The 25,932-nt window shown below is 67.5% G+C and carries 30 protein-coding genes and 1 other RNA gene; 21 read left to right on the top strand and 10 right to left on the bottom strand.

Annotated elements, in window-relative coordinates; translation table 11 throughout:
• Positions 1 to 97: 97 nt before the first annotated feature.
• The 3 genes from ACFJGT_RS24300 to ACFJGT_RS24290 all read right to left on the bottom strand — a co-directional run bounded on the left by ACFJGT_RS24300 (position 98) and on the right by ACFJGT_RS24290 (position 2,647).
• The gene (locus tag ACFJGT_RS24300) at positions 98 to 889 is read right to left on the bottom strand and encodes an ABC transporter ATP-binding protein (protein ID WP_377843619.1); all 792 of its coding nucleotides are present in this window, start codon (positions 887 to 889) and stop codon (positions 98 to 100) included.
• A complete protein-coding gene (locus ACFJGT_RS24295; RefSeq protein ID WP_377849064.1) occupies positions 865 to 1,548 on the bottom strand; it encodes an ABC transporter permease in 684 nt (227 codons plus the stop codon). The genes ACFJGT_RS24300 and ACFJGT_RS24295 overlap by 25 nt, the downstream gene beginning before the upstream one ends.
• A gap of 73 nt (positions 1,549 to 1,621) precedes the next feature.
• Positions 1,622 to 2,647 (bottom strand): ABC transporter substrate-binding protein, encoded by a 1,026-nt coding sequence (locus tag ACFJGT_RS24290; RefSeq protein WP_377843617.1) that lies wholly within the window; start codon positions 2,645 to 2,647, stop codon positions 1,622 to 1,624.
• Between the two features lie 160 nt (positions 2,648 to 2,807).
• Here ACFJGT_RS24290 and ACFJGT_RS24285 point away from each other — a divergent pair, with 160 nt between their 5' ends.
• From ACFJGT_RS24285 to ACFJGT_RS24260, 6 genes are all read left to right on the top strand, one after another.
• Complete coding sequence (locus ACFJGT_RS24285) at positions 2,808 to 3,275, top strand: Lrp/AsnC family transcriptional regulator (RefSeq protein WP_377843615.1); 468 nt, start codon at positions 2,808 to 2,810, stop codon at positions 3,273 to 3,275.
• Positions 3,276 to 3,367: 92 nt separating this feature from the next.
• A complete protein-coding gene (locus tag ACFJGT_RS24280) occupies positions 3,368 to 4,642 on the top strand; it encodes a phosphopantothenoylcysteine decarboxylase (protein WP_377843613.1) in 1,275 nt (424 codons plus the stop codon).
• A gap of 2 nt (positions 4,643 to 4,644) precedes the next feature.
• Complete coding sequence (gene dut / locus ACFJGT_RS24275; RefSeq protein ID WP_377843611.1) at positions 4,645 to 5,118, top strand: dUTP diphosphatase; 474 nt, start codon at positions 4,645 to 4,647, stop codon at positions 5,116 to 5,118.
• Positions 5,115 to 5,567 (top strand): RrF2 family transcriptional regulator, encoded by a 453-nt coding sequence (locus tag ACFJGT_RS24270; RefSeq protein ID WP_377843609.1) that lies wholly within the window; start codon positions 5,115 to 5,117, stop codon positions 5,565 to 5,567. Before dut ends, ACFJGT_RS24270 begins: the two co-directional genes overlap by 4 nt.
• A gap of 87 nt (positions 5,568 to 5,654) precedes the next feature.
• Positions 5,655 to 6,626, top strand: a complete 972-nt coding sequence (gene cysK / locus ACFJGT_RS24265; RefSeq protein ID WP_377843606.1) for a cysteine synthase A — start codon at positions 5,655 to 5,657, stop codon at positions 6,624 to 6,626.
• Entirely contained in the window at positions 6,623 to 7,075 is a 453-nt protein-coding gene (locus ACFJGT_RS24260; RefSeq protein ID WP_377843604.1) for a GNAT family N-acetyltransferase, read from the top strand. Before cysK ends, ACFJGT_RS24260 begins: the two co-directional genes overlap by 4 nt.
• A 162-nt stretch (positions 7,076 to 7,237) precedes the next feature.
• Here the strand turns inward: ACFJGT_RS24260 and ACFJGT_RS24255 are convergent, their stop codons facing one another.
• From ACFJGT_RS24255 to ACFJGT_RS24245, 3 genes are all read right to left on the bottom strand, one after another.
• Complete coding sequence (locus tag ACFJGT_RS24255; RefSeq protein WP_377843601.1) at positions 7,238 to 8,107, bottom strand: VOC family protein; 870 nt, start codon at positions 8,105 to 8,107, stop codon at positions 7,238 to 7,240.
• Between the two features lie 113 nt (positions 8,108 to 8,220).
• Positions 8,221 to 9,456 (bottom strand): NAD(P)/FAD-dependent oxidoreductase, encoded by a 1,236-nt coding sequence (locus tag ACFJGT_RS24250; RefSeq protein ID WP_377843599.1) that lies wholly within the window; start codon positions 9,454 to 9,456, stop codon positions 8,221 to 8,223.
• A complete protein-coding gene (locus tag ACFJGT_RS24245; protein WP_377843597.1) occupies positions 9,456 to 10,505 on the bottom strand; it encodes a YihY/virulence factor BrkB family protein in 1,050 nt (349 codons plus the stop codon). Before ACFJGT_RS24245 ends, ACFJGT_RS24250 begins: the two co-directional genes overlap by 1 nt.
• A 182-nt stretch (positions 10,506 to 10,687) precedes the next feature.
• On the opposite strand from ACFJGT_RS24245, the gene ACFJGT_RS24240 reads away from it, so the two are divergent.
• The gene (locus ACFJGT_RS24240; protein WP_377843595.1) at positions 10,688 to 11,383 is read left to right on the top strand and encodes an outer membrane protein; all 696 of its coding nucleotides are present in this window, start codon (positions 10,688 to 10,690) and stop codon (positions 11,381 to 11,383) included.
• A gap of 7 nt (positions 11,384 to 11,390) precedes the next feature.
• On the opposite strand, the gene recR is transcribed toward ACFJGT_RS24240, so the two are convergent.
• The 4 genes from recR to ffs form a co-directional block, all read right to left on the bottom strand.
• Positions 11,391 to 11,996: a recombination mediator RecR gene (gene recR / locus ACFJGT_RS24235; RefSeq protein WP_377843593.1), complete on the bottom strand. Its 606-nt coding sequence runs from the start codon at positions 11,994 to 11,996 to the stop codon at positions 11,391 to 11,393.
• Between the two features lie 147 nt (positions 11,997 to 12,143).
• Complete coding sequence (locus ACFJGT_RS24230; RefSeq protein WP_377843587.1) at positions 12,144 to 12,464, bottom strand: YbaB/EbfC family nucleoid-associated protein; 321 nt, start codon at positions 12,462 to 12,464, stop codon at positions 12,144 to 12,146.
• A gap of 21 nt (positions 12,465 to 12,485) precedes the next feature.
• Entirely contained in the window at positions 12,486 to 14,363 is a 1,878-nt protein-coding gene (locus ACFJGT_RS24225) for a DNA polymerase III subunit gamma/tau (protein ID WP_377843583.1), read from the bottom strand.
• 85 nt (positions 14,364 to 14,448) lie between these two features.
• An RNA gene (ffs, locus tag ACFJGT_RS24220) (signal recognition particle sRNA small type) lies at positions 14,449 to 14,547 on the bottom strand.
• A 241-nt stretch (positions 14,548 to 14,788) separates the two neighbouring features.
• Between ffs and rpmH the strand changes: the two genes are divergently transcribed.
• The 14 genes from rpmH to hisF all read left to right on the top strand — a co-directional run bounded on the left by rpmH (position 14,789) and on the right by hisF (position 25,888).
• Positions 14,789 to 14,923, top strand: a complete 135-nt coding sequence (gene rpmH, locus ACFJGT_RS24215; protein ID WP_038364779.1) for a 50S ribosomal protein L34 — start codon at positions 14,789 to 14,791, stop codon at positions 14,921 to 14,923.
• A 54-nt stretch (positions 14,924 to 14,977) separates the two neighbouring features.
• Positions 14,978 to 15,406: a ribonuclease P protein component gene (gene rnpA / locus ACFJGT_RS24210; protein ID WP_377843580.1), complete on the top strand. Its 429-nt coding sequence runs from the start codon at positions 14,978 to 14,980 to the stop codon at positions 15,404 to 15,406.
• 51 nt (positions 15,407 to 15,457) lie between these two features.
• Positions 15,458 to 17,323, top strand: coding sequence for a membrane protein insertase YidC (gene yidC / locus ACFJGT_RS24205; protein WP_377849063.1), 1,866 nt, complete (start codon positions 15,458 to 15,460; stop codon positions 17,321 to 17,323).
• 52 nt (positions 17,324 to 17,375) lie between these two features.
• Positions 17,376 to 18,008 (top strand): CatB-related O-acetyltransferase, encoded by a 633-nt coding sequence (locus ACFJGT_RS24200; RefSeq protein ID WP_377843578.1) that lies wholly within the window; start codon positions 17,376 to 17,378, stop codon positions 18,006 to 18,008.
• Between the two features lie 10 nt (positions 18,009 to 18,018).
• Positions 18,019 to 18,753, top strand: coding sequence for a GTP-binding protein (locus ACFJGT_RS24195; RefSeq protein ID WP_377843575.1), 735 nt, complete (start codon positions 18,019 to 18,021; stop codon positions 18,751 to 18,753).
• A 5-nt stretch (positions 18,754 to 18,758) separates the two neighbouring features.
• Entirely contained in the window at positions 18,759 to 19,127 is a 369-nt protein-coding gene (locus ACFJGT_RS24190) for a DUF423 domain-containing protein (RefSeq protein ID WP_377843572.1), read from the top strand.
• Between the two features lie 85 nt (positions 19,128 to 19,212).
• Positions 19,213 to 20,109 (top strand): acetylglutamate kinase, encoded by an 897-nt coding sequence (argB, locus tag ACFJGT_RS24185; protein WP_199087836.1) that lies wholly within the window; start codon positions 19,213 to 19,215, stop codon positions 20,107 to 20,109.
• Between the two features lie 209 nt (positions 20,110 to 20,318).
• Entirely contained in the window at positions 20,319 to 21,059 is a 741-nt protein-coding gene (locus tag ACFJGT_RS24180; RefSeq protein WP_377843568.1) for a pyrimidine 5'-nucleotidase, read from the top strand.
• A 118-nt stretch (positions 21,060 to 21,177) separates the two neighbouring features.
• Positions 21,178 to 22,374 carry an O-succinylhomoserine sulfhydrylase gene (metZ, locus tag ACFJGT_RS24175; RefSeq protein ID WP_377843566.1) on the top strand — a complete coding sequence of 399 codons (1,197 nt, stop codon included), beginning with the start codon at positions 21,178 to 21,180 and terminating at the stop codon, positions 22,372 to 22,374.
• Between the two features lie 271 nt (positions 22,375 to 22,645).
• A complete protein-coding gene (hisB, locus tag ACFJGT_RS24170; protein ID WP_377843563.1) occupies positions 22,646 to 23,233 on the top strand; it encodes an imidazoleglycerol-phosphate dehydratase HisB in 588 nt (195 codons plus the stop codon).
• A gap of 9 nt (positions 23,234 to 23,242) precedes the next feature.
• On the top strand, positions 23,243 to 23,731 hold the full coding sequence (locus tag ACFJGT_RS24165; protein WP_377843560.1) for a DUF2628 domain-containing protein: 489 nt from the start codon (positions 23,243 to 23,245) through the stop codon (positions 23,729 to 23,731).
• Entirely contained in the window at positions 23,728 to 24,384 is a 657-nt protein-coding gene (hisH, locus tag ACFJGT_RS24160; protein ID WP_377843557.1) for an imidazole glycerol phosphate synthase subunit HisH, read from the top strand. Before ACFJGT_RS24165 ends, hisH begins: the two co-directional genes overlap by 4 nt.
• Positions 24,381 to 25,127, top strand: a complete 747-nt coding sequence (hisA, locus tag ACFJGT_RS24155; protein ID WP_377843554.1) for a 1-(5-phosphoribosyl)-5-[(5-phosphoribosylamino)methylideneamino]imidazole-4-carboxamide isomerase — start codon at positions 24,381 to 24,383, stop codon at positions 25,125 to 25,127. Before hisH ends, hisA begins: the two co-directional genes overlap by 4 nt.
• Complete coding sequence (hisF, locus tag ACFJGT_RS24150) at positions 25,124 to 25,888, top strand: imidazole glycerol phosphate synthase subunit HisF (RefSeq protein ID WP_377843551.1); 765 nt, start codon at positions 25,124 to 25,126, stop codon at positions 25,886 to 25,888. Before hisA ends, hisF begins: the two co-directional genes overlap by 4 nt.
• Positions 25,889 to 25,932: the final 44 nt, after the last annotated feature.

The raw sequence follows: 25,932 nt of genomic DNA, 5'->3' as shown, positions 1-25,932 counted from the left end.
AAGGCAGTGAGGCGGGGTCAGGAGCATTCTGGGCGATCCGGCGCCGGGAGGCAGCGTGCCATGATGTCGCCGCCCATGAAAACGGCGACGCGGCTGGTCAGATCGCAGCGCCGTCCGTGACGATGTCGGCGCCGAGGCCCTGGCGGACCGCGCGCACGATCTCGGCCTCCGCCGCAGCGCCGCGCTTGCGCGGACGGGGCGCTTCGATGCGGTGCTCGGCGATGATCTGGCCGGGCGCGCCCGAGAGAACCACGACGCGGTCGGCGAGATAGGCGGCCTCGTCGATATCATGGGTGACGAAGAGAACGGTCTTGCCGGTGCGCTGCCAGACGCGGATCAGCTCGTCCTGCAGGTTTTCGCGGGTCAGGGCGTCCAGCGCCGAGAAGGGCTCGTCCATCAGCAGGATTTCCGGCTCGACGGCAAGCGCGCGGGCCAACGAAACGCGCTGGCGCTGGCCGCCGGAGAGCTGGTGCGGCCAGCGCTGCGCCAATGGCGCGAGGCCGACGAGATCGAGCATCGCGGTCGCCTTGGCGAGGCGCTCAGTGCGGGGCGTGCGGCCTTCGAGACCGAAGCCGACATTGGAGACGACCTTGCGCCAAGGCAGCAGGCGCGAATCCTGGAAGACCAGCGCGACCGGCCGGCGTGCCCGGTCCTTCGCGTCGATCACGACCTCCCCGCCGCTCGGCTTGGCGAGGCCGGCGATGACGCGCAGCAGGGTCGACTTGCCGACGCCCGACGGGCCGACGATGGCGAGGAATTCGCCGCGCCCGACCGAGAGGTCGAGCTTGCGCAGGACTTCTGTCTCTTCGCCGTCGCGGGTGAAGGTCAGCGACAGGCCCCGAATCTCAATCGCACTCTTCTCGATCACGCTTTCCAACGCAGCACCCATTTCTGGAAGGCGACGAAGCCGGTGTCGAGCAGGCCGTAGAGCGCCGCCATCGTCAGCATGTAGACCACGACGATATCGGTCGCGAGGAGGCTGGAGGCCTGCATCATGCGCTGGCCGACACCGGCGACGCCGAAGATCTCGGCCGCGACCACCGCCATCCAGGCTTGGCCGAGCGCCGTCCTGATACCGACGAGGATGCCCGGCAAGGCCGCCGGCAGCAGGATCTTGAACAGACGCTGCCAGGGCGAGCGGAAGCCGAAGGCATCGGCGACCTCGATGAGATCGCGGTCGACGCCGCGGATCGCGCCCTGCGCCGCGAAGAAGACGATCCAGAACACGCCGATGGCGATGATGAAGACCGCGGCGCCCGGCGTGACGCCGAACCAGATGATGGCAAAGGGCACCCAGGCGAGGCCGGGAATCGGACGTAATACCCGGACGACCCAGGCCGTCGCCTCTTCGGCGATGCGGGACATACCGACAGCCACGCCGAATGCGATGCCGAGCCCGGCGCCGACGAAGAGTCCGACGAAGTAGTGCCAGAGCGAACCGAGTATGGCCGCGAGCCAGGCGCCGGAGGAGAGCTCCCGCATGAAGGCCTTCGGCAGGGCGCTCGGCCCCGGCAGGAAGGCCGGATTCACCAATCCGAAGAAAGGCATCGCCTCCCAGAGCAGGAGGAAGGCGACGAGGCCCAGAAGGGCGAGGGCCGGGGCCCGGAGTCTGCTCACAGGATCAGCCGCCGGCCTTGATCGCGCGCTCGTAGTACTGGGTCTCGAACAGCCCGTCGAAGGGGAGTTCCTTCTCCAGCGAGCCGAGCTTGACCTGGTAGGCCTGCATGGCGCGGGCGGGCTCGATGATCTTACGCGGGTCGATTTCGAAGCGGCTCGCCGGCGAGACCAGCGCCTTCTGAATCAGTTCGGGATCGACGATGCCCTTGCCGAGTGCGGCGCCGACATGGGGCGCAGCCCTGGTCGGGTCTGCCTTGATCAGCGCAGCCGCCTTGACGAGGCCCGCAACGAGGTTCTGCACGGCCTGCGGGTTCTTGGTGGCGAAGGCGCCGGAGACGGCGACGACCGTGCCGGGCTGGCCGGGGAAGACCTCCTCGCCGCCGGCGATGAGCTTGATCTGCGGGTTGCGGGTCTGGATGATCGTCAGCGCCGGTTCGCGCACGGAGCCGCCATCGACCGCGCCGGCGAGGATCGCCTGCTGGGTCGCGTCGATGCCCATCGGCACGATCTCGACATCGGCCTTGTCGACCTTCGCGACCTCCCAGAGCCAGTATTGCAGCGTCGTGTTGGGCACCGAGCCCGCCGGCTGGGTTGCGAGGCGCGCGGCCTTGCCGTTGGCGGCGCGGAAGGCCTTGAAGGCGGCCGCAGCATTCGTGCCGGCCGTGAAGAACTTGGTCAGCGAGGGGGCGCTGACCACGACGTTCTCGCCGATTGCGGTCGAGGCGACGACGCGGATATCGATGCCGCGCGAACGGGCGACGGCGAGCGGCGCGACACCGGCGACGTAGACGTCGATCGTGCCGGAGGCGAGCGCCTGGATCATGTTCGGGCCTGATTCGAAGACGGTGACCGCGACGTCGATGCCGCCCTGCTTCAGCCAGCCCTCGCCATTGGCGACGAAGAACGGCGCCGTGCCGACGATCGGGATGTAGCCGACCCGCGCCGCGACGCTCTGGGCGCGGGCCGGACCGGCGAAGGGCATGGCCGCCGCGAGGCTCGACCCGGCGATGAGGAACTGGCGGCGATCCATCGTTCAAATCCCTTTCGAAAACAGGCCCAAACGAGCCCCCATTGACAGATTGAGAAAAGGATTTTCTATCTGGATGCAATAGATCAGCTAGAAAAAGATACTTCATCTCTTTCATGCGAGATCTGCGAAACGAATTTCTAGAGATAGCGAGTTTGAGAGAATGGACGCCATCGACCGCAAGATCCTGACCGTGCTTCAGGCGGACGCGAATATCTCGATCGCGGAGCTCGCCGACCGCGTCGGGCTCTCGCAGACCCCGTGCTGGAAGCGCATCCAGAAGCTCGAACAGTCCGGCGTGATCCTGAAGCGGGTCGCCCTGGTCGCGCCCGAAAAGATCGGCCTCGGCCTCACCGTCTTCGTCCAGATCGAGACGGCGGACCATTCCGGCCCCTGGCTGGAGAAATTCGCCCAGATGGTGGCCGCCATGCCGGAGGTGATGGAGTTCTACCGGATGGCGGGGGATGTCGACTACATGCTGCGCGTCGTCGTCGCCGACATGGCCGCCTATGACGGCTTCTACAAGAAGCTGATCGAGACGATCCCGCTCAAGAACGTCACGTCGCGCTTCGCGATGGAACGGATCAAGGCGACGACGGCCTATAAGGTGCCAGACCTGCCCCGCACCTGAGGAACAGGGGACAACGCGCCGCGCATGACAGCGCGGCACGGCAGATGCTACGTAACGGACAGTTCGCCATTCGCGCTGCCCGAGGAGCCGTTTTGTCCGCTTCCCGCTCCGTTCTCCTGATCATCGGCGGCGGCATTGCCGCCTACAAGATGCTGGAAGTCATCCGCCGGCTGAAGGATCGCGGCATCGCCTCGCGCTGCATCGTGACCAAGGCGGGCGAGCAGTTCGTCACGCCGCTCACCGTCTCGTCGCTGGCCGGCGAACGCTGCTTCACCGATATGTTCTCGCTGACCGACGAGGCCGATATCGGCCATATCCAGCTCTCGCGCTCGACCGATCTCGTCGTGGTCGCGCCCGCCACCGCAGACCTGATCGCCAAGATGGCGAACGGGCATGCCGACGATCTCGCCTCGACGGCGCTGCTCGCCACCGACAAGCGCGTGCTGATCGCCCCCGCGATGAACCCGCGGATGTGGCAGCATCCGGCGACGCGGCGGAACATGGCGCAACTCGAAAAGGACGGCGTCCTCGTCGTCGGCCCCAATGTCGGGGCGATGGCGGAGCGCGGCGAGAGCGGGCCGGGCCGCATGGCCGAGCCGCCGGAAATCCTCGCCGCGATCGAGGCGGCGCTGGCCGGTGAAAAGCCCAATGCCCAGCGCGCCATCGGCTTCCTCGGCCGGCTGCCGGGCGGCGAGCATGCGACCGGCTCGCTCGCCGGGCAGCATGTGCTGATCACCTCGGGGCCGACGCATGAGCCGATCGACCCCGTGCGCTACATCGCCAACCGCTCCTCCGGGAAGCAGGGCCACGCCATCGCGGCCGCTGCCGCCGCTGCCGGGGCGCGGGTCACGCTGGTCAGCGGGCCGGTGAACCTGCCCGATCCGACCGGCGTCGAGACCATCCATGTCGAATCGGCGCGCGAGATGCTCGCCGCCGTCGAGACCGCATTGCCGGCCGATATCGCAATCTTCGCCGCCGCCGTCGCCGATTGGCGCGTGGCCGACGCGGCCTCCGACAAGCTGAAGAAGGACGGCAAGGCCTTGCCGCCGCTCTCCCTGGTCGAGAATCCCGACATCCTCGCGACCGTCGCGCATCGCAAGAGCGGGCGGCCTCCGCTCGTCGTCGGCTTCGCGGCGGAAACGCAGAACGTGATCGACTATGCCCGCGCCAAGCTCGCCCGGAAGGGCTGCGACCTGATCGTCGCCAACGATGTCGGCGGCACCGGCGTGATGGGCGGCGATGCCAATACCGTGCACCTCGTCACGCCGGCGGGCGTCGAGACCTGGCCGACCCTGCCGAAAGGCGAGGTCGCCGCCCGGCTGATCGCCCATATCGCGGGGCTCGCGCCGGCCCGGCTGGCGGATTGACGATGACCACCGTCCTCCTGCAGCGCCTTCCGCATGGCGCCGACCTGCCCTTGCCGGCCTATGAGACGGAAGGCGCGGCCGGGCTCGACCTGCGCGCCGCCATCGGCGAGGCCGTCACGCTCGCGCCCGGCGCACGCGCGCTCGTTCCGACCGGGCTGTCGATGCAACTGCCCGTCGGTTTCGAGGGACAGATACGGCCACGCTCGGGATTGGCGCTGCGCCACGGCGTCACCGTCCTGAATGCGCCCGGCACGGTCGACAGCGACTATCGCGGCGAGGTTTCGGTCGTGCTGATCAACCATGGCAATGAGCCCTTCACGATCACGCGCGGCGATCGCATCGCCCAGCTCGTCGTCGCTCCGGTGACCCATGCCCGACTTTCGGAGGTCGACAGGCTCGATGAGACCGCGCGCGGTGCCGGCGGCTACGGCTCGACCGGCATTAGCGGCGGCGCCAAAGCGGGGAGCCGGCCATGATCCTGCTCTCGCGCCGCAGCCTGCTCGCCATCGCTGCCGTGGTCGATATCGCGCTGCATGCGAGACCTTCGCCGGTCGCGGCCAAATTGCTGGCCGCGCGCCATGCCCTGCCGCCGCGCCATCTCGAAACCCTGCTGCAGACGCTGGTGCGCGTCGGCATCCTCAAGGGCGTGCGGGGGCCGCGCGGCGGCTACGAACTCGCCCGCGAGCGGCGCAAGATCACGGCCGGCGACATCGCGCGCGCCGCGATGCAGGAGGCCATCGAGGAGGCGCTCGGGCCGGAGCCGCAGTCTCGGCTGGTCGACGAGGTCATCGGGCCTGAAGTGGAGCAGGCCTCGGCCGCGTTCCTCGCCGCGCTCGACACGGTGACGGTCGAGGAACTGTGCCGCAGGGCGCAGGCGAAGGCCGTCTTCGGCGAGCCCGGCACGAAGCCAGATTTCACAATCTGATGATGTGATTTATTTCTTTGTTCGACAATTTCTGTGAATTGATCTAGCGTCGCGACCAAACGTTCTCTCGTCCAGAGGAGTCATGTCATGGCCGAAGCACAGAAGACGACGAAGGCGCCCGGACGCGGACGCATCTACAATTCGATCACCGACACGATCGGCGATACGCCGCTGGTCAAGCTCAACCGCCTGCCGGCCGAGCGCGGGGTCAAGGCGACGATCCTGGCCAAGCTCGAATTCTTCAACCCGATCTCGAGCGTGAAGGACCGCATCGGCGTCAACATGATCGATGCGCTGGAGGCCTCCGGCGCGCTCAAGCCCGGCGGCACGCTGATCGAGCCGACCTCGGGCAATACCGGTATCGCGCTCGCCTTCGTCGCGGCCGCGCGCGGCTATCGCCTGATCCTGGTGATGCCGGAGACGATGTCGCTGGAGCGGCGCAAGATGCTCGCCCTGCTCGGCGCCGAGCTGGTGCTGACCCCCGGCCCCGGCGGCATGCGCGGCGCGGTCGCCAAGGCCGAGGAGCTCAAGGCCGAGATCGCAGGCTCGATCATCCCGCAGCAGTTCGAGAACCCGCATAATCCCGAGATCCACCGCAAGACGACGGCCGAGGAGATCTGGAACGACACTGAAGGCGCGGTCGACATCGTCATCTCCGGCGTCGGCACCGGCGGCACGATCACCGGCGTCGGCCAGGTGCTGAAGGCGCGCAAGCCGGGCGTGAAGATGGTCGCGGTCGAGCCGGAGGATTCCCCGGTCCTGTCGGGCGGCCAGGCCGGCCCGCACAAGATCCAGGGCATCGGCGCCGGCTTCGTGCCGGGCATCCTCGACCGCGGAATCATCGACGAGGTCGTCACCGTCGGAAACCAGACCGCCTTCGAGACGGCCCGCGCGCTCGCCAGGAGCGAGGGCATTCCGGCCGGCATCTCGTCCGGCGCGGCGGTCGCGGCGGCGCTCGAAGTCGGCGCCCGGCCGGAGAATGCCGGCAAGACCATCGTGGTGATCATCCCCTCCTTCGCCGAGCGCTACATCTCCAGCGCCCTGTTCGAGGGTCTGTGACCGAAACGGCGATCCAGATCGTCCGGCTGGCCGAGAGCCTGCCGGACGATTTCGAGGCCCTGCGCCAGGAAGCAAGCGCGGAAAGCTACCGCTTCGTCGAGGGGCTGCGCGAGGAATGGCTCGCCGGCCGTTATGGCGGCGAGGACGAGCGCTTCGTCACCTTCGCCGCCTTCCATGAGGGCGAATTGGCCGGGGTCGGCGCGCTGACGCCCGACCCTTACGATCCCGCACCCGACCTCCTGCGCGTCCGGCATGTCTATGTCCGGCCGCTGCATCGCGGCGCCGGCGTCGGCCGCATGATCGCTGCAGCGCTGATCCAGCAAGGGCTGGACTTGGCGCCCAGGCTGTCATTGCGCTCCGCCGACCCTCGCGCGAGCGATTTCTGGGAAGCGAACGGCTTCGCGCCCGATACGGGCGGAACGCGCCGCTCGCATCTGCTGACGCGGTGAGCAGATACCTTCTGGTAAGCCCATCCAGAACGATGCCGTCATCCCGGACAAGCCGCGTCAGCGGCGCCGATCCGGGATCCATCGGAGGCCTCCGGCGCTCTACGATGGATCCCGGGGCAAGCCCGGGATGACGTCGTGGTTTTCCAGAAAACCGAACGCGTCTCAGCGCACCAAAACCAGCCGGTTGTTCCAGGGATCGGTGACCGTCGGCGCGCCGTCGGCCTCGCTGCCGCCGGCCGCCAGGATGCGCTGGCGCATCGCCGCGAAATCGGCCTCGCCATGCGCGACCAGCTCGAAGCGGTCGAGCCCTGCTTCGCCCGGCTGGCGCGGACCGGCGCCGCGGCTGCCCCAGATATTGCCGGCGATATGGTGGTGATAGTCGCCGCTGGAGAGGAAGCTCGCGCCGGGATAATGCACCATCAGGTCGAAGCCGAGCAGATCGCGGTAGAAGGCCTCCGCCGCCGCCGTGTCACCGACGCGCAGATGGATATGGCCCATCCCCGTGCCCTCGGGCATGCCGGCATAGGTCGCCTCATCGGCTTCGCCGAGCAGCTTGTCGAGGTCGAGCCGCTCGGTCGCCATGGCGATGCCGCCATCCGGCTTGCGCGGCCATTCCTCACGCTTCCGGTCGCGATAGATCTCGATGCCGTTGCCTTCGGGATCGGAGAGATAGAGCGCCTCGCTGACGAGATGGTCGGAAGCGCCCTCAAGCGGAATGCGCGTGACCGCGGCATGCCTCAGCCAGTTGGCGAGATCGCGCCTGGACGGCAAGAGGATGGCAAGATGGAACAGGCCGGCGGCCGAAGTCGGCCGGGCCGCGCCCGCCACCAGCCGGACGAGCGCCTGACCGCCGATGCCGAGCTCGGCGCTTGTTGCATCCTGGCGGATCAGGCCCAGGCCGATCGCGTCCCGGTAATAGGCTGTCAGCGCGGGGAGATCGCGGACCCGCAGCGTCACGGCGCCGATGAAGACCGGCGCCTTGTGGGCTTCGAGGGTGGCGGCGGGGGCCGTCCGTTCGATGGTTGCGACCATGGAAGATCCTTTCGCGGCGGCCATGCCGGCCGCATCCCTAAAATGGCGCTTCCACCTGGTCTTGTCGCCTCCCCGACCGGCAAGGCTGCGATTGCACGGCTGCAATCACGTCGTCAGCCGGGGCGCGGCCGGTCGATGGCGAAATGGCGGAACCAGCGCTTCTCCCGCCCGCTCGCCAGCGCGCCGATCAAGCGCGAGGCCATGAAGCTGAAGGTGATGCCGTTGCCGCCATAGCCGTAAGCCGCGAGCAGGCGCGGTTGTCCCGGCACGCGCCCGATCAAGGGCAGGCCATCCTCGGTCTGGCCGAAGGCGCCGGACCAGGCATGGCTCAGATCGAGATCAGCCTGCGGGATCAGGGCGTGCAGGCGCGCCTGCAACGCCTTCGTTTTTTCGGGACCGACGGCCTCGCGCTTTTCGGGATCGTCGAATTCCTCGTCCTCGCCACCGAAGACGATGCGGCCGTCCGTCGTGGTGCGGCAGTAGCAGTAATCTTCCGACGCTTCCCAGACGAGCGCCGGGCCGGGCCAGAGCGCCTGCGGCTGTTGCGGCACCGTCGCGATCGCCCAGCTCGACGCGACGCGGTGCAGGTCGTCCTGGACACAATCCGGCATCACATAGCCGGTCGCGAGCACGATTTGGCTGGCCTCGACGATCCGCCCGCTCGCGAGGGTGACTGCGGCTGCGGTGCCGGCGCCTTCGAAGGCCACGGCCTCGTCGCGGATCAACCTGGCCCCCCGCCGCGCGGAGATGGCGAGAAGCCCATGGCAGAGGCTGAGCGGATCGGCCTCGGCCGAGCCCGGCGAGACGATGGCAGCGGCGCGGTCGAAGCCGAAGGCCTCGCGCAGGGCGGCATGCTCGACGAAGCTGCCGGGCAGCCCGGCCCGCTCGCGCAGCGTGGCCTCCTCCAGCAGCTCGCGCGGGCCGCTCTCGCCTGCCGCGAGATAGACGGTCTGGCGGGGCGAGAAACCGCAGGGAATGGCGAGCTCGCCGATCAGGCTGCGCAAGCCCTGGACGGCCTCGAAACTCAGCCGGTAGACCTCGGTAGCGGCCGAAAAGCCGTAGAGGGCCGCGAGTTCGGACAGTTTGAGGTCGATTTCCCATTGCAGCATCGCGGTCGATGCCGCCGTGCTGCCGAAGCCTTCGCCCTCGCGGTCGATCAGCACGACATCGCGGCCCATCGCCGTCAGGTGTTCGGCGATCATCGCACCGGTGATGCCGGCGCCGACGATGGCGACGTCGCAGCGCGTATCGGCCTCGAGCTCGCGACTCGGGGGGCGCGCCAGGCCGTCGAGCCAGGGGCCCTTGCCCGTGCGCAGGTCGTCGTGGCGTGTCGTCTGGGGGTCGAGCATCAATCCGCCCTTGCCGGGCCGACCCGGTCTGCCATGGTCGCCCCACGCTGGCCGAGCGGCTTCGGCCGCCCGATCGTGGTGTCATGCGCCGTCTGGTGCTCCAGCTCGGCATTGAGCTCAGCCCCCGCCAGGACGATCGTCGCCGAGAGCCAGAGCCAGGTCATGAACACGACGACGGTCGCGAGCGAGCCATAGGCCGCCGTGTAGTTGCCGAGCGTCGAGACATACCAGGAGAACAGGTAGGAGGCCGCGCCCCAGAACAGGGCTGCGGCAATGGCGCCGGGCATCACCCAGACGAAGCGCACGCGCTCGCGGCTCGGGCCGATCCAGTAGAGAACCGCGATCGAGAGTGTCGCCATGACGAAGAAGGACGGCCAGCGGACGAGGCGGATCAGGCGTTCAAGCTCGGAATGGAAGGGAAACAGCGCCGTAACGACCGGCAGGCTGGCGATAGCGATGAGTGCAGCCGTAAGCAGCACGACGCCGCTGACGGTGGTGAACAGCGAGATCGCGTTGAGCTTGAGGAAGCTGCGCTTCTCGGCCTCACGATAGATGATGTTCAGCGCATCGAAGAGCGCCTTCACCGCGGCATTGGCCGACCAGGTCGCGACGCCCAGGCTGATCCAGAAGGTCAGCGACAGGGTGACGCCGGACTGCGTCGAGAGCCGCATCGCCTGCTCGTGGATGAGCTCGCGCGCGGCCTGCGGGAACATGGTCGTCACCGTGTCGAGCTGCTCGGCGATCGTCGCTGGGTCGGTGAAATAGCGGTAGATCGTGACCAGCAGGGACAGGGCCGGCACGAGCGAGAGCAGCGTGAAGAAGGCGACCGCGCCGGCGAGCGAGGTCAGGCGGTTATCGGCGACATTGCCGATGAAGCGCAGCAGCACGTCCTTCCAGCCGAGCCAGGTCATCTGCAGCGGGGACCTGGCGAGGCGGCCGCGCACGGCTTCCTCCCGGCGGCGCCCGAGCTTGTCGGCCACCACTCCCGACAGATAGCCGAGCGCGACCCCGATCCCGGCGGCGCCCGTGATCCGTTTGAGGAAAGCCATATCGGAATTCGCGCTCCACCTGCCGTTTCTGCCACAGCTTGCGAGCAACGGGCCGCGTTCGCAATCGTTCCGGCCGGGAGCCGGCGACAGGGCCGCTTAGGCGATTGTTAACCTTAATGCTTCGTTATGACGGGGCGCAGCCGCGAGCGGCAGGCGCTTGTCTGTCCTTCCGGATACGCCCGATGACGAAGCTGTTCAGAACCGGCCTGACGGGCCTCGCGATCCTGCTGTCGGGCGCGGCCTATGCGGCCGACCTGCGCAAGATCGCCTTGCCGCCCGCGCCGGACCTGCCGGCGCTCTATTCCTGGACCGGTTTCTATGCGGGTCTCCAGGGCGGCTATGCCTGGGGCGACAGTCGCGTGCGGATCGGCGGGGGCTTCGCACCCGTCAGCTTCCGCATCGGCGCGGATTCGGCTTTCGGCGGCGCCCATGCCGGCTTCAACTACCAACTCGGCGGCATCGTGCTCGGCGTCGAGGGCGATGTCGAAGCGCTGAACAGCCGCAGCCGCTTCGATGGGATCGGTCTCTCCGCCCGCGTCAGCCAGGACTGGCAGGGCTCGGCTCGCGCCCGCCTCGGCCTCGCCTTCGACCGCTGGATGGTTTTCGGCACCGGCGGCGTCTCCTTCACCGAATACGAGCGTCGCATCTTCGCGCCCGGTGCCGGCTTCGGCGAACGGCTGACCAGCGCCCGGACCGGCTGGAATGTCGGCGCCGGCGTCAATTTCGCCTTCACCGATCACCTGATCCTCGGCGCCGAGTACCGCTACACCGATTTCGGGCGAAACCGCTTCGCCTCGTCCGGCGCCTTCCCGGGCCTGACCGGCTCGCAGGAGCTGTCGAGCCATAGCGCCCGCGCCAGCGTCGCCTACAAGTTCTGAGACTTTCTCAAAACCCCGTGCGCTGGCGGATGGCGGCGGCCAGCGTGCCGTCGTCGAGATAGTCGAGCTCGCCGCCAACCGGCACGCCATGGGCGAGCCTGGTCACCTTCACCGGCAGATGCGCCAGGAGATCGGTGATGAAATGCGCCGTGGTCTGGCCGTCGACCGTGGCGCTCAGCGCAAGGATGATCTCCCTCACCGCCGTATCGGAGGCGCGCGCCACCAGCGCGTCGAACGAGAGATGCTCCGGCCTGATACCATCGAGCGCCGAGAGCACGCCGCCGAGCACATGATAGCGGCCGGAGACCGCGCCCGAGCGCTCCAGCGCCCAGAGATCGGAGATGTCGGCGACGACGACGATCAATGAATCGTCGCGGCGCGGGTCGGTGCAGAGCCCGCAGGGGTCGCGGGTATCGACATTGCCGCAGCGGGCGCAGACGACGATGCGCTCGCGCGCCACGGCCATCGCCTCGGAGAGCGGGCCGAGCAGTTGCTCGCGCTTCTTGACGAGATGCAGCGCCGCACGCCTTGCCGAGCGCGGTCCGAGCCCCGGTAATTTGGCCAGGAGCTGGATCAGCCTTTCGATCTCGGGACCGGCAATGGCGCGGGACATGGAGGCAAGCGACCTTCTAACTCCTCTCAGCCCTCATCCTGAGGAGCCGCGAAGCGGCGTCTCGAAGGATACTCCAGAGCACGCTGGAACATCCTTCGAGACGCAGCCTATCGGCTGCTCCTCAGGATGAGGGCTGAGAGGAAAGCCTCAAAACAGCTTCATGCCGGGCGGGATCGGCAGGCCCTTGGTGATCTCGGCCATGCGCTCCTGCATGACGCGCTCGCCGCGCGTGCGGGCGTCGTTGGCGGCGGCGACGATCAGGTCCTCGAGGATCTCGCGCTCGTCCGGCACCATCAGGCTCGGGTCGATCTTGACGCCCTTGAGCGCGCCCTTGGCCGTCATCGTCACCGTGACCATGCCGCCGCCGGCGCCGCCCTCGACCTCGATCGAGTCCAGCTCGGCCTGCATGTCGGCCATCTTCTGCTGCATCTGCTGCGCCTGCTTCATCAGGCCCATCATGTCACGCACGGGACATCCTCCTCGTAATCGTCAGAAATCGACGCCGTCGAAATCCGGTTCGGAATCGTCGAACAGGGGCTCGGCATCGGGCAGGTACTCGTCTTCGGTCGGCACGGACGCCGCCGCCTCGGCAGCGGCGATGGCGCGGGGATCGCGGACATCGACGATGCGCGCGCCGGGGAAGCGCTCCAGCACCGCCTTGACGGCAGGGTGAGCCGCGGCGTCGTTCTCGCGCTGATCCTTTGCCGCCGCGGCCTGCTCGCGCATGGTGGCGCCGCCTTCGTCATTGACGACGGCGACCATCCAGGTCTGGCCGGTCCATTCCTTGAGGCGGCGGGAGAGATCTTGCGCGAGCGTGCGCGAGGCGCCCTCGGCCAGCGCGAACTCGACCCGGCCGGGCTCGAAGCGAACCGGGCGGATGTCGCGTTCCAGCGCGATCTTCAGCGTGATGTCGCGATGCTGGGAAGCCAGCGCAACGACATCCTCCAGCGAGGCGACGATCGCCATCGGCGCTGCCGCCGCACGCGCGACCGGCACGGGCGCGGGATTGGCGCTGGCGAGGATCGGGCGAGCGGCGAGCGCGGTGTTGCCGCCGCCGGAAGGCGGACGCGGCATGCCCATGCCATTGCCGCCGCCATTACCGTTGCCGGCGGGAACCGAGCCCATGCCGTCGCGCAGCATCTTCAGCGCCTCGTCCGGCGTCGGCAGGTCGGCGGCATGGGCGAGGCGGACGAGGACCATCTCGGCGGCCATCACTGGCCGGTCGGCCTGCTTCACCTCGGCAATGCCCTTGAGCAGCATCTGCCAGGTGCGGGCGAGGATGCGGACCGAGAGACGCTGGGCGAAATCGCCGCCGCGTACACGCTCGGCCTGGGCGAGGCTGTTGTCCTTCACAGCCTCGGGCACGAGCTTGAGGCGGGTGACGAGATGGGTGAATTCGGCGAGGTCGTTCAACACCACCACCGGATCGGCGCCGGCATCGTATTGCGCCCGCAATTCTCCGAGCGCGGCGGCGATGTCGCCCTTCATCACGGCTTCGAAGAGATCGATGACGCGGGCCCGGTCGGCAAGGCCGAGCATCGAGCGGATATCGTCGAGCGTGATCCGGCCAGCTGCATGCGCGATGGCCTGGTCCAGAATCGAAAGGGAGTCGCGCACCGAGCCTTCGGCGGCGCGGGCGATCGCCGCGAGCGCCTCCTGCTCGGCATCGACGCTCTCGGCCCGGCAGATCGTGGCGAGATGGTCGACCAGCATGTCGGATTCGACGCGGCGCAGGTCGAAGCGCTGGCAGCGCGAGAGCACCGTGATCGGCACCTTGCGGATCTCCGTCGTCGCGAAGATGAACTTCGCATGCGGCGGCGGCTCCTCCAGCGTCTTCAGGAAGGCGTTGAAGGCGCCGGTCGAGAGCATATGCACCTCGTCGACGATATAGACCTTGTAGCGGGCCGAGACCGGCGCATAGCGCACGGCGTCGTTGATCTGGCGGATGTTGTCGACGCTGTTGTTCGAGGCGGCGTCGATCTCCATCACGTCGATATGGCGGCCCTCGATGATCTCGCGGCAATGGATGCCGAAATCGCGGAGCTCCGTGGTCGGGGCGCCCTGCCCGTCGGGCGTCTGGAAGTTCAGCGCGCGCGCCAAGATGCGGGCGGTCGTGGTCTTGCCGACGCCGCGGACGCCGGTCAGCATCCAGGCCTGCGGGATGCGGCCGGCCGCGAAGGCGTTGGTCAGGGTGCGCACCATCGCTTCCTGGCCGATCAGGTCACCGAAATGCGCCGGACGATACTTGCGCGCGAGCACGCGATAGGGCGCGGGCGCCCCAGTGGCGGCGGGCGGCGGCGCAGGCGCCGGATCGAAACCGGCAAATCCCGGTTCGTCAGCAGAGGCGGCGTCGATTGGGTCGGTCATGCGGACTGGTTTCGCCAATCGGGAGGCGAGGGTCAATGGCGCCGCGCCGGCTCCGTGTTCGGTCCGGCGCTTTATCGGGCGCATGAGGTGGGAGGCTGGACGAAGACCCGTTCGGTCTCGTTAGGGCTGCTTCCTTCCGGACCTGACCCGGTTGGCGAGTGAGACGTCCCTCGCCAACCTCCCGCCCGCTATATCGGGGATGTCTCGGAGAATCGCAAGCCGGCATCGCAGCGGCGCGAAGCTTCGTCGCAGCCGGCGCCAAATCTGCCAGTTTGGCGTTGACTTGGTGTCGTCCATCCGTCATAAGCCCGCGACTTGCGCAGCCGAAAGGTGGCGCAGACCCTTATCGCATGACAGGCTCGGTTGGCCATGCTTTCCCCGGAAAGCCGCGGCCGTCGTGCTCATAAAGGCCCCGGAGACGGACCGTGAAGAGAACCTATCAACCCAGCAAGCTGGTTCGCAAGCGCCGCCACGGCTATCGCGCCCGCATGGCGACCAAGGGTGGCCGCAAGGTCATCGCCGCTCGCCGCGCCCACGGCCGCAAGCGCCTGTCGGCCTGACGAGCCCTGGCGCGTCACGACAGCGCGCCGGTTTCGGAAGACAGGCCAATCGCCATGCGCCTCGCCCGTCTGACGCAACGCAAAGAATTTCTGGCGGCGGCCGATCACGGCCGCCGTTTTCGTTCGTCCGCCTTCATGGCGCAGGTGCGCGACGCCGCGCCCGACGAGCCCCGCAAGGGCGGCGAACCCGTGGCCTTGAGGCTCGGCCTCACCGCCTCGCGCAAGACCGGCAATGCCGTGAAGCGCAACCGCATCCGCCGGCGCCTGCGCGAAGCGGCCAAACAGGCGCTCGCCAACCAGACCGAACGGCCCTGCGACGTCGTGATCGTCGCCCGCTCCGACGTGCTGACCGCGCGATTTAAGGCGCTCGTCGCCGATCTTTCGGTTGCCATCGACCGGGCAAAGCCTCACAAGCCGCGTGAAGCAGCCTTTGCCGACAGGCGCCGCCCGCCCCCCAAGCGCGGCACGCCTGCGCAAGCCTGACCTGCCGCGCCCCGACCCTGCCGGACCAAGCGAGATCCGTTTCCGACCATGATGAAAGAAGACAACCGCAATCTGCTTCTCGCGATCGTCATGTCCGTGGTCGTGCTGCTCGGCTGGCAGTTCTTCTACGGCGTGCCGCAGATGGAAAAGCAGAAGCAGGCCGCGCAGCAGGCCCAGAGCCAGCAGGCGCCCGCCGCTTCCGGCTCCGCTCCCGCCCCCTCGACGCCCGGCCAGCCCGCCGGCTCGGTCGCGCCCGGCACCGCTGCCCCGCAGCAGATCGGCACCCGCGAGCAGGCGCTGGCCGCGAGCGCCCGCGTCAAGATCGACACGCCCAAGATCGCCGGCTCGATCTCGCTGACCGGGGCGCGCATCGACGACGTCTCGCTCAAGGCCTATCGCGAGACGGTCGACCCGAAGAGCGCGAACATCATCCTGCTCTCGCCGATCGGCGGGCCGAACGCCTATTATTCCGATTTCGGCTGGGTCGCGGCGCCCGGCACCGCCGTGCCGCTGCCGAATGCGACGACGGTCTGGACCGCCGACAGCCAGGTGCTGACCCCGGCCAAGCCGGTGACGCTGAGCTGGGACAACGGCCAGGGCCTGACCTTCAAGCGCATCGTCAGCGTCGACGACAACGCCATGTTCACGATCCGCGACGAGGTCGAGAACAAGGGCGGCGCCGCCGTCACCCTGTTCCCCTACGGACAGATCGTCCGCCAGGGCAAGCCGCCGACACTGGGCTATTACGTGCTGCACGAGGGCCTGGTCGGCAATCTCGGCGAGCAGGGCCTGCAGGAATACACCTACGACAAGCTCGACAAGGAGCCGCTGCTGTCGCCGGGCACCACCGGCAAGGCCTGGAAGGACGCCGTCGGCGGCTTCGTCGGGATCACCGACAAGTACTGGGCCGCCGCGGTCATCCCCGACCAGCAGCGCAAGTACGAGGGCCGCTATTCCTCGGTCCAGACCGGCACCGGCCATACCTACCAGGCCGATTTCCTCGGTGAGGGCGTCGCGGTCGCTCCGGGCGCCACGGCCTCCTCGAACGCCCGCATGTTCGCCGGCGCCAAGGAAGTCGCGGCCATCGACGGCTATGAGAAGAATCTCGGCATCAAGCGCTTCGAGCTCCTGATCGACTGGGGCTGGTTCTATTTCATCACCAAGCCGCTCTTCTTCGTCCTCGACTGGATCTACAAGCACATCGGCAATTTCGGTGTCGCGATCCTGATCGTCACGGTGCTGCTCAAGACGCTGTTCTTCCCGCTCGCCAACAAGTCCTACGCCTCGATGGCGAAGATGAAGGCGATGCAGCCGGAAATGACGGCGATCCGCGAGCGCTACGCCGACGACAAGATGAAGCAGCAGCAGGCTCTGATGGAGCTGTACAAGACACAGAAGATCAATCCCGTAGCAGGCTGCTGGCCGGTGCTGCTGCAGATCCCGGTGTTCTTCGCGCTCTACAAGATCCTGTTCATCACCATCGAGATGCGGCATGCGCCGTTCTTCGGCTGGATCCACGATCTCGCGGCGCCGGACCCGACGAACCTGTTCAACCTGTTCGGTGCGCTGCCCTTCACCCCGCCGGCCATGCTGCATCTCGGCCTGTGGCCGATCATCATGGGCGTCACGATGTTCATCCAGATGAAGATGAACCCGGAGCCGCCGGACCCGGTGCAGAAGATGATGTTCACCTGGATGCCGGTGTTCTTCACCTTCCTGCTCGGCTCGTTCCCGGCCGGCCTGGTGATCTACTGGAGCTGGAACAACCTGCTCTCGGTGCTCCAGCAGGGCTACATCATGAAGAAGAACGGGGTGAAGATCGAACTCTTCGACAACCTCAAGGGGCTATTCGGCAAGAAGCCGGCAGCGCCCACTGTGCCGGCGGCACCCAAGCCCGCCAACGGCAACAAGAAGTGAGTGATCGAAGGGCGGGGTTTCCCGCCCTTCGCTTTTGAAGGCCCTCGACCCGATGCCATTGCCCGATCCGAGCACGCGCCATCCGATTCCCGGCTGGAAGGGCACCGCCTTCCTGAAGGCGGTGGTCGACCATCCGCTGATCGCGGTCGGCGACTACAGCTATTACGACGACTCGCGCGGGCCGGAGCATTTCGTCGCCCGCTGCGTGCGCTATCATTTCGACTTCATCGGCGACCGCCTGATCATCGGGAAATTCGTCGCGATCGCGCAAGCCGCGCAGTTCATCATGAACGGCGCCAACCATCCGATCGGTGGCTTCTCGACCTTTCCCTTCCAGATGTTCGGCCTCGGCGATCCCGAGAGCCTGAAGCGACCCGGCCCGAACAATCGCGGCGACATGGTGATCGGCAACGATGTCTGGATCGGGCGCGAGGCGGTGATCATGCCGGGCGTGACGATCGGCGACGGCGCGATCATCGGCACGCGGGCGCAGGTGACCAGAGACGTGCCTGCCTATGCGGTCGTCGCCGGCAATCCCGGCCGCGTCGTCAAGATGCGCTTTCCGCCGGAGATCGTCGCGGAGCTGCTGGCGGTCCGCTGGTGGGATTGGCCGGCCGACAGGATCGCGCGTCATGTCGACGCGATCCAGGGCGCCGATATCGACGCGCTGCGCGCAGCCGTGTAGGCAAGGCATCATGACCACATCGACGACAAAGCCTTATGACGCCGAGGAGATCGAGGCCGCCCGCAAGCTCTTCGAGGGGCCGTGGGATTTCGTCTGGGCCTCGACCAAGATCGACGACCTGCCGCCGATGGTCGGGCAGGAGATCGCCTTCGCCGGACGCTCCAATGTCGGCAAGTCGAGCCTGATCAACGCGCTGACGCGGCGCAACGCGCTGGCGCGGACCTCGCATACGCCCGGCCGGACGCAGCAGCTCAACTTCTTCCGCCAGGTCGAGCACGAGGAGCCCGCCGGGGCAGGATCTACCGGCAGCAAGCGCTCGCGCGAAAAGCCGGTTCCGGTTTATTCGCCCCATGCGCCGACCATCGTCGACATGCCCGGCTACGGCTATGCCGCCGTCGGCAAGGAGAAGGTCGCCGCCTGGACCCGGCTGATCCACGATTACCTGCGCGGCCGTGCCAACCTGATGCGCGTCTATGTGCTGATCGATGCCCGCCACGGCATCAAGGATGTCGACGGCGCCGTGCTGGAGACGCTCGACAAGGCCGCGGTGTCCTACCAGGTCGTGCTGACCAAGGGCGACGCGCTGAAGCCAGCCGACCAGACATTCATGACCGAGGCGACCTTCGACGAGATCAAGCGCCGCCCGGCGGCCTTCCCCGAGGTGCTGCTGACCTCCAGCGAGACGGGCGCCGGCATGCCGGAATTCCGTGCCGCGATCGGCCGGGTTCTGGCCGAGCGCGCCTGAGCGCCATGACCGCGACGCCCCTGCATCTGGCCCTTGCTGCCCTGATGGGCTTCGCCGGCGTCGCCTTGCTGGCGGCCGCGGCCCACATCACCGGCACGGCCAATGTCCAGACAGCCGGGCAGATGCTGCTGTTCCATGCCTCCGTGATCATCGGTGCCACTGCGGCGCGCAGGGGTGGACATCTCCATGACCTGCTGGCGCGGATCGCGCTCTCGGCGATCATCGTGGGTGCGGCCCTGTTCGCGGCCGATCTCGCCCGGCGCGGCTTCGCCAATGAGGCGCTGTTTCCGCGCGCCGCGCCGATCGGCGGCTGGTTCATGCTCGGCGGCTGGCTCGGGCTGGCCGTCGCTGCCGTGACCGCGAAGCGCAGCTGAGCGGCGTCAGCGTTCTTCCGCCTCGGTCGATCTTGAGCTAGAAGCGCCCCGCATCTGTCCTTGCGGCCGCGCGGAGCCTGCCCGAATGACCGACCATCCCAACCTGACGCCGTCGCAATCCGCCGAGCTGCTGGTGCAGGCGCTGCCGCATATGCAGCGCTACGACCAGGAGATCATCGTCATCAAGTATGGCGGCAACGCCATGGGCGACGCGGCGACCGCCGAGGATTTCGCCGAGGATATTGTGCTGCTCGAGCAATCCGGCCTGAAGCCGGTCGTCTGCCATGGCGGCGGCCCTCAGATCGCGGCGATGCTGAAGAAGCTCGGCATCCAGTCCGAGTTCAAGCAGGGCCTGCGCGTTACCGACGAGGCGACCGTCGAGGTCGTCGAGATGGTATTGGCCGGCTCGGTCAACAAGGAGATCGTCGGCTACATCAGCCGCGAGGGCGGCCGCGCCATCGGGCTCTGCGGCAAGGACGGCAACATGGTCACCGCCCGCAAGGTCACGCGCACCGTCGTCGATCCCGATTCCAAGATCGAGGAGGTCCTGGACCTCGGCTTCGTCGGCGAGCCCGAGAAGGTCAACACGACCGTGCTCGACGCGGTGCTCAAGGCCGAGCTGATCCCGGTTCTGGCGCCGGTCTGCGCGGCCGCCGACGGCCAGACCTACAACGTCAATGCCGACACCTTCGCCGGGGCCATTGCGGGCGCGCTCAACGCCAAGCGCCTGTTGCTGCTCACCGACGTGCCGGGCGTCCTGAACAAGGACAAGCAGCTCATCCCCGAGCTCACGGTCGAGGAATGCCGCCACCTGATCGCGGACGGTACGATCTCCGGCGGCATGATCCCGAAGATCGAGACCTGCATCTACGCGCTGGAAAAGGGCGTGGAAGCCGTCGTCATCCTCGACGGCAAGGTGCCGCATGCGGCGCTGATCGAGCTCTTCACCGATACCGGCGCCGGCACGATCATCCGGCGGTGACGGACGTCTCTATCCCGGTCATTCCGGGCGAAGCGCAGCAAAGACCCGGAATCCATCATAGAGCGCAGCGCGCTTCGATGGATTCCGGATCGGCGCCGCAATCGCGGCTTGTCCGGAATGACAGCGGGGAGGGTTTCGGGCACGACCACCATTAAGCCCCCGCCAAGGACTTGCGGCGCAGACTCCGGCTCGCCACATCTCGGAGTCCGATGAATAGACTCGCAGACACCCCAGCCGCGACCCCGCCCCTGACGGCGGAAAGCTTCGCGCATGTCGACCACTGGATCTTCGATCTCGACAACACGCTGTACTCACATGAGAGCCGCGTCTGGCCGCAGGTCAACGAGCGCATCACGCTGTTCCTGCAGGAATTGTTCGGGCTCGACGGCCTGTCTTCGCATGCGCTGCGGCAATATTACTATCATCGCTACGGTACGACGCTGAAAGGGCTGATGGAGGAGCACCAGATCGACCCCGATCAGTTCCTCGACTTCGCCCATGATATCGACCTGACGCTGCTCGAGCCCAATCCGGAGCTCGGCGCGGCGCTGGCGGCCTTGCCCGGCCGGAAGCTGATCCTGACCAACGGCTCGGTCGGCCATGCCAGGAACGTTGCCGGCAAGCTCGGCATCCTCGACCAGTTCGAGGACATCTTCGACATCGTCCATGCCGGCTTCCTGCCGAAGCCCGAGCGCGCGACCTACGAGAATTTCCTCGCCAAGCACTCGGTCGATCCCGGCCGCGCCGCGATGTTCGAGGATATCGAAAAGAATCTGATCGTGCCGAGCGACCTCGGCATGAAGACCGTGTTGATCATCCCGCAGACGCCCGACCCCTTCCGCGAAGCCTGGGAGCAAGCCGCGATCGATGCCGGCCATGTCCATCATGTCACGGCCGATCTCACCGGCTTCCTGAGGCCGCTCGGGCGCTCGAACGAACAGCAAGGCTGAGCGGGAGGCGTTTCCTCCCGCCGGGGTTCCCTGAAAAAAGGAAATTCCGTTCTTCTTTACGAACTCCTTGGGAGCTGATACTGCTCCTGTCCGTTATAAAGAACGGATCGAGAGTTCCATGCCGTCACCGGACAAAGCCGCAGCCAAGCTGCATCCCGAGACCCGCCTCGTCCATGACGGCATCCAGCGTTCGCAGTTCGGCGAGACGTCCGAGGCCCTGTATCTGACGCAGGGCCATGTCTACGACAATGCCGCGCAGGCCGAGGGCCGCTTCCTGAACACCGATCCCGGCTTCCAGTACGGCCGGCTCGGCAACCCGACCACGGCAATGCTGGAGGCCCGCATGGCCTCCTTCGAAGGCGCCGAGGCCTGCCGCGCCACCGCGACCGGCATGGCCGCCGTCACCGCGGCGATGATGGCGCCGGTGCGGGCTGGCGATCATGTCGTCGCCGCGAGCGCGCTGTTCGGCTCCTGTCGCTACATCATCGAGGACCATCTGCCGCGCTACGGCGTCGAGACGACGCTGGTCGAGGGCACCGATCTCGATGCCTGGCGCAAGGCGGTTCGCCCCAACACCAAGCTGTTCTTCCTGGAATCGCCGTCGAACCCCACGCTGGAAGTGCTGGATATCGCCGCCATCGCGGAGATCGCGAAGGAAGCAGGCGCCAAGCTCGTCGTCGACAATGTCTTCGCCACGCCACTCTACCAGCGTCCCCTCGAACTCGGCGCCGATATCGTCGTCTATTCCGCGACCAAGCATATCGACGGCCAGGGCCGCTGCCTCGGCGGCCTGATCCTCGGCTCGAAGGAATTGATCGAGGCCGATATCCAGAACTACCTGCGCCAGACCGGCCCGATCCTCTCGCCCTTCAACGCCTGGGTGATGCTGAAGGCGCTGGAGACGCTGCCCTTGCGCGTCGCCAAGCAGGCGGAGAATGCGACGGCGGTCGCCGACTGGCTAGCGGCGCAGAGCAAGCCGACCAAGGTGATTTTCCCCGGCCACAAGAACCACCCGCAAGCCGAGATCATCAAGCGCCAGATGAGCGGTCCCTCGACGATGATCGCCTTCGAGGTGCCCGGCGGCAAGGACGGCGCCTATCGCCTGCTCGACGCCTGCAAGCTGATCCGGATCTCGAACAATCTCGGCGACGCCAAGAGCCTGATCGTCCATCCCGCGACCACGACGCATCAGCGCTTCACGCCTGAGGTGCGCGCCGCGATGGGCGTCAGCGACGGGCTTGTCCGCCTCTCGATCGGGCTGGAGCACCCCGACGACCTGATCGCCGATCTGGAGCAGGCGCTGGCGAAGGTTTGAGGGTTCCGGTCGGCAAGTCGGTACGGACAGCGCGGGGAACCCTCTCCCGTAGGGAGAGGGCAGGGTGAGGGGTAGGCCCTCGGACGCTTTGGCCGAGCCCTGACCGCTGCGCCGTTGGGTATCACCATACTGGTCCAGGGGCCGACACCTCACCCCTGCCCCTCTCCTTACAGGAGAGGGGTTCCCCGCGCCCTTCGGCACCGGCCTGTGGCCATCCCCGCTCGCCCCTGCTAAAGCGAAGCCGTTTTCCAGCCAGCCCTGAGAGGCCAGCATGCGTTCGGGCGAAGTGAAGCGCCGCACCAACGAGACCGATATCGCGGTCTCGCTCCTGATCGACGGCACCGGCAAGGCCGAGATCGCCACTGGCGTCGGCTTCTTCGACCATATGCTCGACCTGTTCGCCCGCCATTCGCTCATCGACCTCACGGTCAAGGTGAAGGGCGACACGCATATCGACGACCATCATTCGGTCGAGGATGCCGGCATCGCCATGGGCGAGGCCCTGAAACAGGCCCTCGGCAGCAAGAAGGGCATCCGCCGCTATGCCGATGTCCACCTGCCGATGGACGAGACGCTGACCCGCGTCGCCGTCGACGTCTCCGGCCGGCCGTTCCTGGTCTTCCGCACCGAGTTCAAGGCGCAGAAGATCGGCACCTTCGACACGGAACTGGTGCGCGAGTTCTTCCAGGCCTTCGCGATCAATGCCGGCATCACGCTGCATGTCGAGACGCTCTATGGCGACAACGCCCACCATATCGCCGAGAGCTGCTTCAAGGGGCTGGCGCGGGCGCTGCGGCAGGCGCTCGACGTCGATCCGCGCGAGGGCGACCGCGTGCCTTCGACCAAGGGTGCGCTGTAGGAGGTCCGAATGCCGTTCTACATCGTGATGACGCCGCCGCCCGACGGGGGTGACCGGCGCGAGGAGATCGAACAGGCGCGGCTGATCCCCGAGCATTTCGCCTGGGGCGCCTTCGTGCTCACGGGGCTCTGGCTGCTGGGCAAGCGGCTCTGGCTGGCGACGCTGCTCTTCGTGCTGGCCTGGATCGCGATCTTCTATATCCAGACCCGCTTCGGCCTGCATGCGACCGCGCTTGGGCTGATCTACTGGTCGATCGCGCTGTTCCTCGGCGCCGAGGGCAACAACCTCGTCGTCCGCAAGCTCACCCGCCAGGGCTGGCGGCTCGCCGATGTCGTCGAGGCCCGCACGCTGTCCGAGGCCGAGCGCCGCTATTTCGAGCGGGCGCTGGCCGGCGAAGCGACGCTGCCACGCGTCGAGGCCGCACCGGCGGCGGTCGCCGCCCGGCCGAGCGGCCCGCTGCCGATCATCGGGCTGTTCCCGGAGGCCCAGGGTCGATGAGCCAGAGCGTCGCGATCATCGATTACGGCTCGGGCAACCTGCACTCGGCCGCAAAAGCCTTCGAGCGGGCGGCGACTGAAGCCGGCATTCCCTCGACCATCCATGTCACCAGCGACACCGACATCGTGCGCGCGGCCGACCGGGTCGTGCTGCCCGGCGTCGGCGCCTTCGCCGATTGCCGGCGCGGGCTCGATGCCGTGCCGGGCATGGTCGAGACGCTGGAAGAGGTCGTGCGGGGCAAGGGCCGGCCCTTCCTCGGCATCTGCGTCGGTATGCAGCTGCTGGCCTCGCGCGGGCTTGAATACACGGTGACGCAGGGGCTCGGCTGGATTCCGGGCGACGTCACGCTGATCAAGCCGACGGACGACGCCCTCAAGATCCCGCATATGGGCTGGAACACCCTGCACAAGCAGGACGAACATCCCCTGCTCGACGGCATCGAGACCGGCCCGCAGGGTCTGCATGCCTATTTCGTCCATTCCTATGCGCTGGCGGCGTCCCGCGCGCAGGACGTGCTGGCCCTGACCGACCATGGCGGGCCGGTCACCGCGATGGTCGCGCATGGCAACGTTGCCGGCACGCAGTTCCACCCCGAGAAGAGCCAGAAGCTGGGGCTGAAGCTCATCACGAATTTCCTGAGCTGGGCACCATGATCCTCTTTCCCGCGATCGACCTGAAGGAAGGCCGCTGCGTCCGGCTGAAGCAGGGCGACATGGCGCAGGCCACGATCTTCAACGACGATCCGGCGGCGCAGGCGGCGGAGTTCGAGGCCCAGGGCTTCGAGTGGCTGCATGTCGTCGATCTCGACGGCGCCTTCGCCGGCAAGCCGATGAACGCCGCAGCGGTCGAGGCGATCCTCAAGCGCGTGGCGTTTCCGGTGCAGCTCGGCGGCGGCATTCGTGACATGAAGACGGTCGCCGGCTGGCTGGAGAAGGGTATCCGGCGCGTCATCATCGGCACGGCGGCGGTGCGCGATCCCGGCTTCGTGCGCGAGGCGGCGAAGGCGTTTCCGGGCCAGGTCGCTGTTGGAATCGACGCGCGCGACGGCTTCGTCGCGGTCGAGGGCTGGGCGGAGACCTCTTCGCTCGCAGCGACCGATCTCGGCCGGCGCTTCGAGGATGCCGGCGTCGCCGCGATCATCTACACCGACATCGCCCGCGACGGCATGCTGGAGGGTATCAACTGGGACGGCACGATCGCGCTGGCGCAGGCCGTCTCGATCCCGGTCATCGCCTCGGGCGGGCTGGCCTCCATGGCCGATATCGAGCGCCTCTGCGCCGACGACGCCGCGATCCTCGCAGGCGCGATCACCGGCCGGGCGCTCTATGACGGGCGGATCGATCCGGCGGCGGCGCTGAAGCGGCTGGCGGCGGCCGGCACGGGAGCGGCGGCATGACGCTCAAGACCCGCATCATCCCCTGCCTCGACGTCAAGGACGGCCGGGTCGTCAAGGGCGTGAAATTCCTCGATCTCGTCGATGCCGGCGACCCGGTCGAGGCCGCCAAGGCCTATGACGCGGCCGGCGCGGACGAGCTCTGCTTCCTCGACATCACCGCGAGCCATGAGGATCGCGGCATCCTGTTCGACGTCGTCACCCGCACGGCCGAAGCCTGCTTCATGCCGCTGACCGTCGGCGGCGGGGTGCGCAAGGTCGAGGATATCCGCGCGCTCCTGCTGGCCGGGGCCGACAAGGTCTCGATCAACACGGCTGCCGTCACCAACCGCCAGTTCGTCAGGGAAGCGGCCGAGAAATTCGGCGCGCAGTGCATCACCGTCGCGATCGACGCCAAGCAGGTGACGCCCGGACGCTGGGAGATCTTCACCCATGGCGGGCGCAACGCCTCCGGCATCGAGGCCGTCGCCTTCGCCCGCGAGGTCGTTTCGCTCGGCGCCGGCGAATTGCTGGTCACCTCGATGGACCGCGACGGCACCAAGGTCGGCTACGATCTCGGCCTGACGCGGGCGATCGCGGACGCGGTCTCGGTCCCGGTCATCGCCTCGGGCGGCGTCGGCGATCTCGACGATCTCGTGGCCGGCGTCGCGCAAGGCCATGCCTCGGCCGTGCTCGCCGCCTCGATCTTCCATTTCGGCACCTACACGATTGGGCAGGCCAAGGCGCATATGGCGGAAGCCGGTCTCAGGATGAGGCTGGACTGAGACGTGGCAGGGCTCTCATCTCCTGCCATTCCGGGGCTTCGCGA

Origin of the sequence: Allobosea sp. UC22_33 (genome assembly GCF_042700715.1) — a bacterium.
Taxonomy (GTDB): Bacteria; Pseudomonadota; Alphaproteobacteria; order Rhizobiales; family Beijerinckiaceae; genus Allobosea.
The sequence above is the reverse complement of the archived record's forward strand: the minus strand, read 5'-3'. Positions and strand labels throughout refer to the sequence as shown.

Excerpts from the sequence above, each read along its gene's own strand:
- ACFJGT_RS24300 (WP_377843619.1), bottom strand. The coding sequence starts at position 889 with ATGGGTGCTGCGTTGGAAAGCGTGATCGAGAAGAGTGCGATTGAGATT.
- ACFJGT_RS24295 (WP_377849064.1), bottom strand. The coding sequence starts at position 1,548 with ATGCCTTTCTTCGGATTGGTGAATCCGGCCTTCCTGCCGGGGCCGAGC.
- ACFJGT_RS24290 (WP_377843617.1), bottom strand. The coding sequence starts at position 2,647 with ATGGATCGCCGCCAGTTCCTCATCGCCGGGTCGAGCCTCGCGGCGGCC.
- ACFJGT_RS24285 (WP_377843615.1), top strand. The coding sequence starts at position 2,808 with ATGGACGCCATCGACCGCAAGATCCTGACCGTGCTTCAGGCGGACGCG.
- dut (WP_377843611.1), top strand. The coding sequence starts at position 4,645 with ATGACCACCGTCCTCCTGCAGCGCCTTCCGCATGGCGCCGACCTGCCC.
- ACFJGT_RS24270 (WP_377843609.1), top strand. The coding sequence starts at position 5,115 with ATGATCCTGCTCTCGCGCCGCAGCCTGCTCGCCATCGCTGCCGTGGTC.
- cysK (WP_377843606.1), top strand. The coding sequence starts at position 5,655 with ATGGCCGAAGCACAGAAGACGACGAAGGCGCCCGGACGCGGACGCATC.
- ACFJGT_RS24255 (WP_377843601.1), bottom strand. The coding sequence starts at position 8,107 with ATGGTCGCAACCATCGAACGGACGGCCCCCGCCGCCACCCTCGAAGCC.
- ACFJGT_RS24250 (WP_377843599.1), bottom strand. The coding sequence starts at position 9,456 with ATGCTCGACCCCCAGACGACACGCCACGACGACCTGCGCACGGGCAAG.
- ACFJGT_RS24245 (WP_377843597.1), bottom strand. The coding sequence starts at position 10,505 with ATGGCTTTCCTCAAACGGATCACGGGCGCCGCCGGGATCGGGGTCGCG.
- ACFJGT_RS24240 (WP_377843595.1), top strand. The coding sequence starts at position 10,688 with ATGACGAAGCTGTTCAGAACCGGCCTGACGGGCCTCGCGATCCTGCTG.
- recR (WP_377843593.1), bottom strand. The coding sequence starts at position 11,996 with ATGTCCCGCGCCATTGCCGGTCCCGAGATCGAAAGGCTGATCCAGCTC.
- ACFJGT_RS24225 (WP_377843583.1), bottom strand. The coding sequence starts at position 14,363 with ATGACCGACCCAATCGACGCCGCCTCTGCTGACGAACCGGGATTTGCC.
- rnpA (WP_377843580.1), top strand. The coding sequence starts at position 14,978 with ATGCGCCTCGCCCGTCTGACGCAACGCAAAGAATTTCTGGCGGCGGCC.
- yidC (WP_377849063.1), top strand. The coding sequence starts at position 15,458 with ATGAAAGAAGACAACCGCAATCTGCTTCTCGCGATCGTCATGTCCGTG.
- ACFJGT_RS24200 (WP_377843578.1), top strand. The coding sequence starts at position 17,376 with ATGCCATTGCCCGATCCGAGCACGCGCCATCCGATTCCCGGCTGGAAG.
- ACFJGT_RS24195 (WP_377843575.1), top strand. The coding sequence starts at position 18,019 with ATGACCACATCGACGACAAAGCCTTATGACGCCGAGGAGATCGAGGCC.
- ACFJGT_RS24190 (WP_377843572.1), top strand. The coding sequence starts at position 18,759 with ATGACCGCGACGCCCCTGCATCTGGCCCTTGCTGCCCTGATGGGCTTC.
- argB (WP_199087836.1), top strand. The coding sequence starts at position 19,213 with ATGACCGACCATCCCAACCTGACGCCGTCGCAATCCGCCGAGCTGCTG.
- ACFJGT_RS24180 (WP_377843568.1), top strand. The coding sequence starts at position 20,319 with ATGAATAGACTCGCAGACACCCCAGCCGCGACCCCGCCCCTGACGGCG.
- metZ (WP_377843566.1), top strand. The coding sequence starts at position 21,178 with ATGCCGTCACCGGACAAAGCCGCAGCCAAGCTGCATCCCGAGACCCGC.
- hisB (WP_377843563.1), top strand. The coding sequence starts at position 22,646 with ATGCGTTCGGGCGAAGTGAAGCGCCGCACCAACGAGACCGATATCGCG.
- ACFJGT_RS24165 (WP_377843560.1), top strand. The coding sequence starts at position 23,243 with ATGCCGTTCTACATCGTGATGACGCCGCCGCCCGACGGGGGTGACCGG.
- hisH (WP_377843557.1), top strand. The coding sequence starts at position 23,728 with ATGAGCCAGAGCGTCGCGATCATCGATTACGGCTCGGGCAACCTGCAC.
- hisA (WP_377843554.1), top strand. The coding sequence starts at position 24,381 with ATGATCCTCTTTCCCGCGATCGACCTGAAGGAAGGCCGCTGCGTCCGG.
- hisF (WP_377843551.1), top strand. The coding sequence starts at position 25,124 with ATGACGCTCAAGACCCGCATCATCCCCTGCCTCGACGTCAAGGACGGC.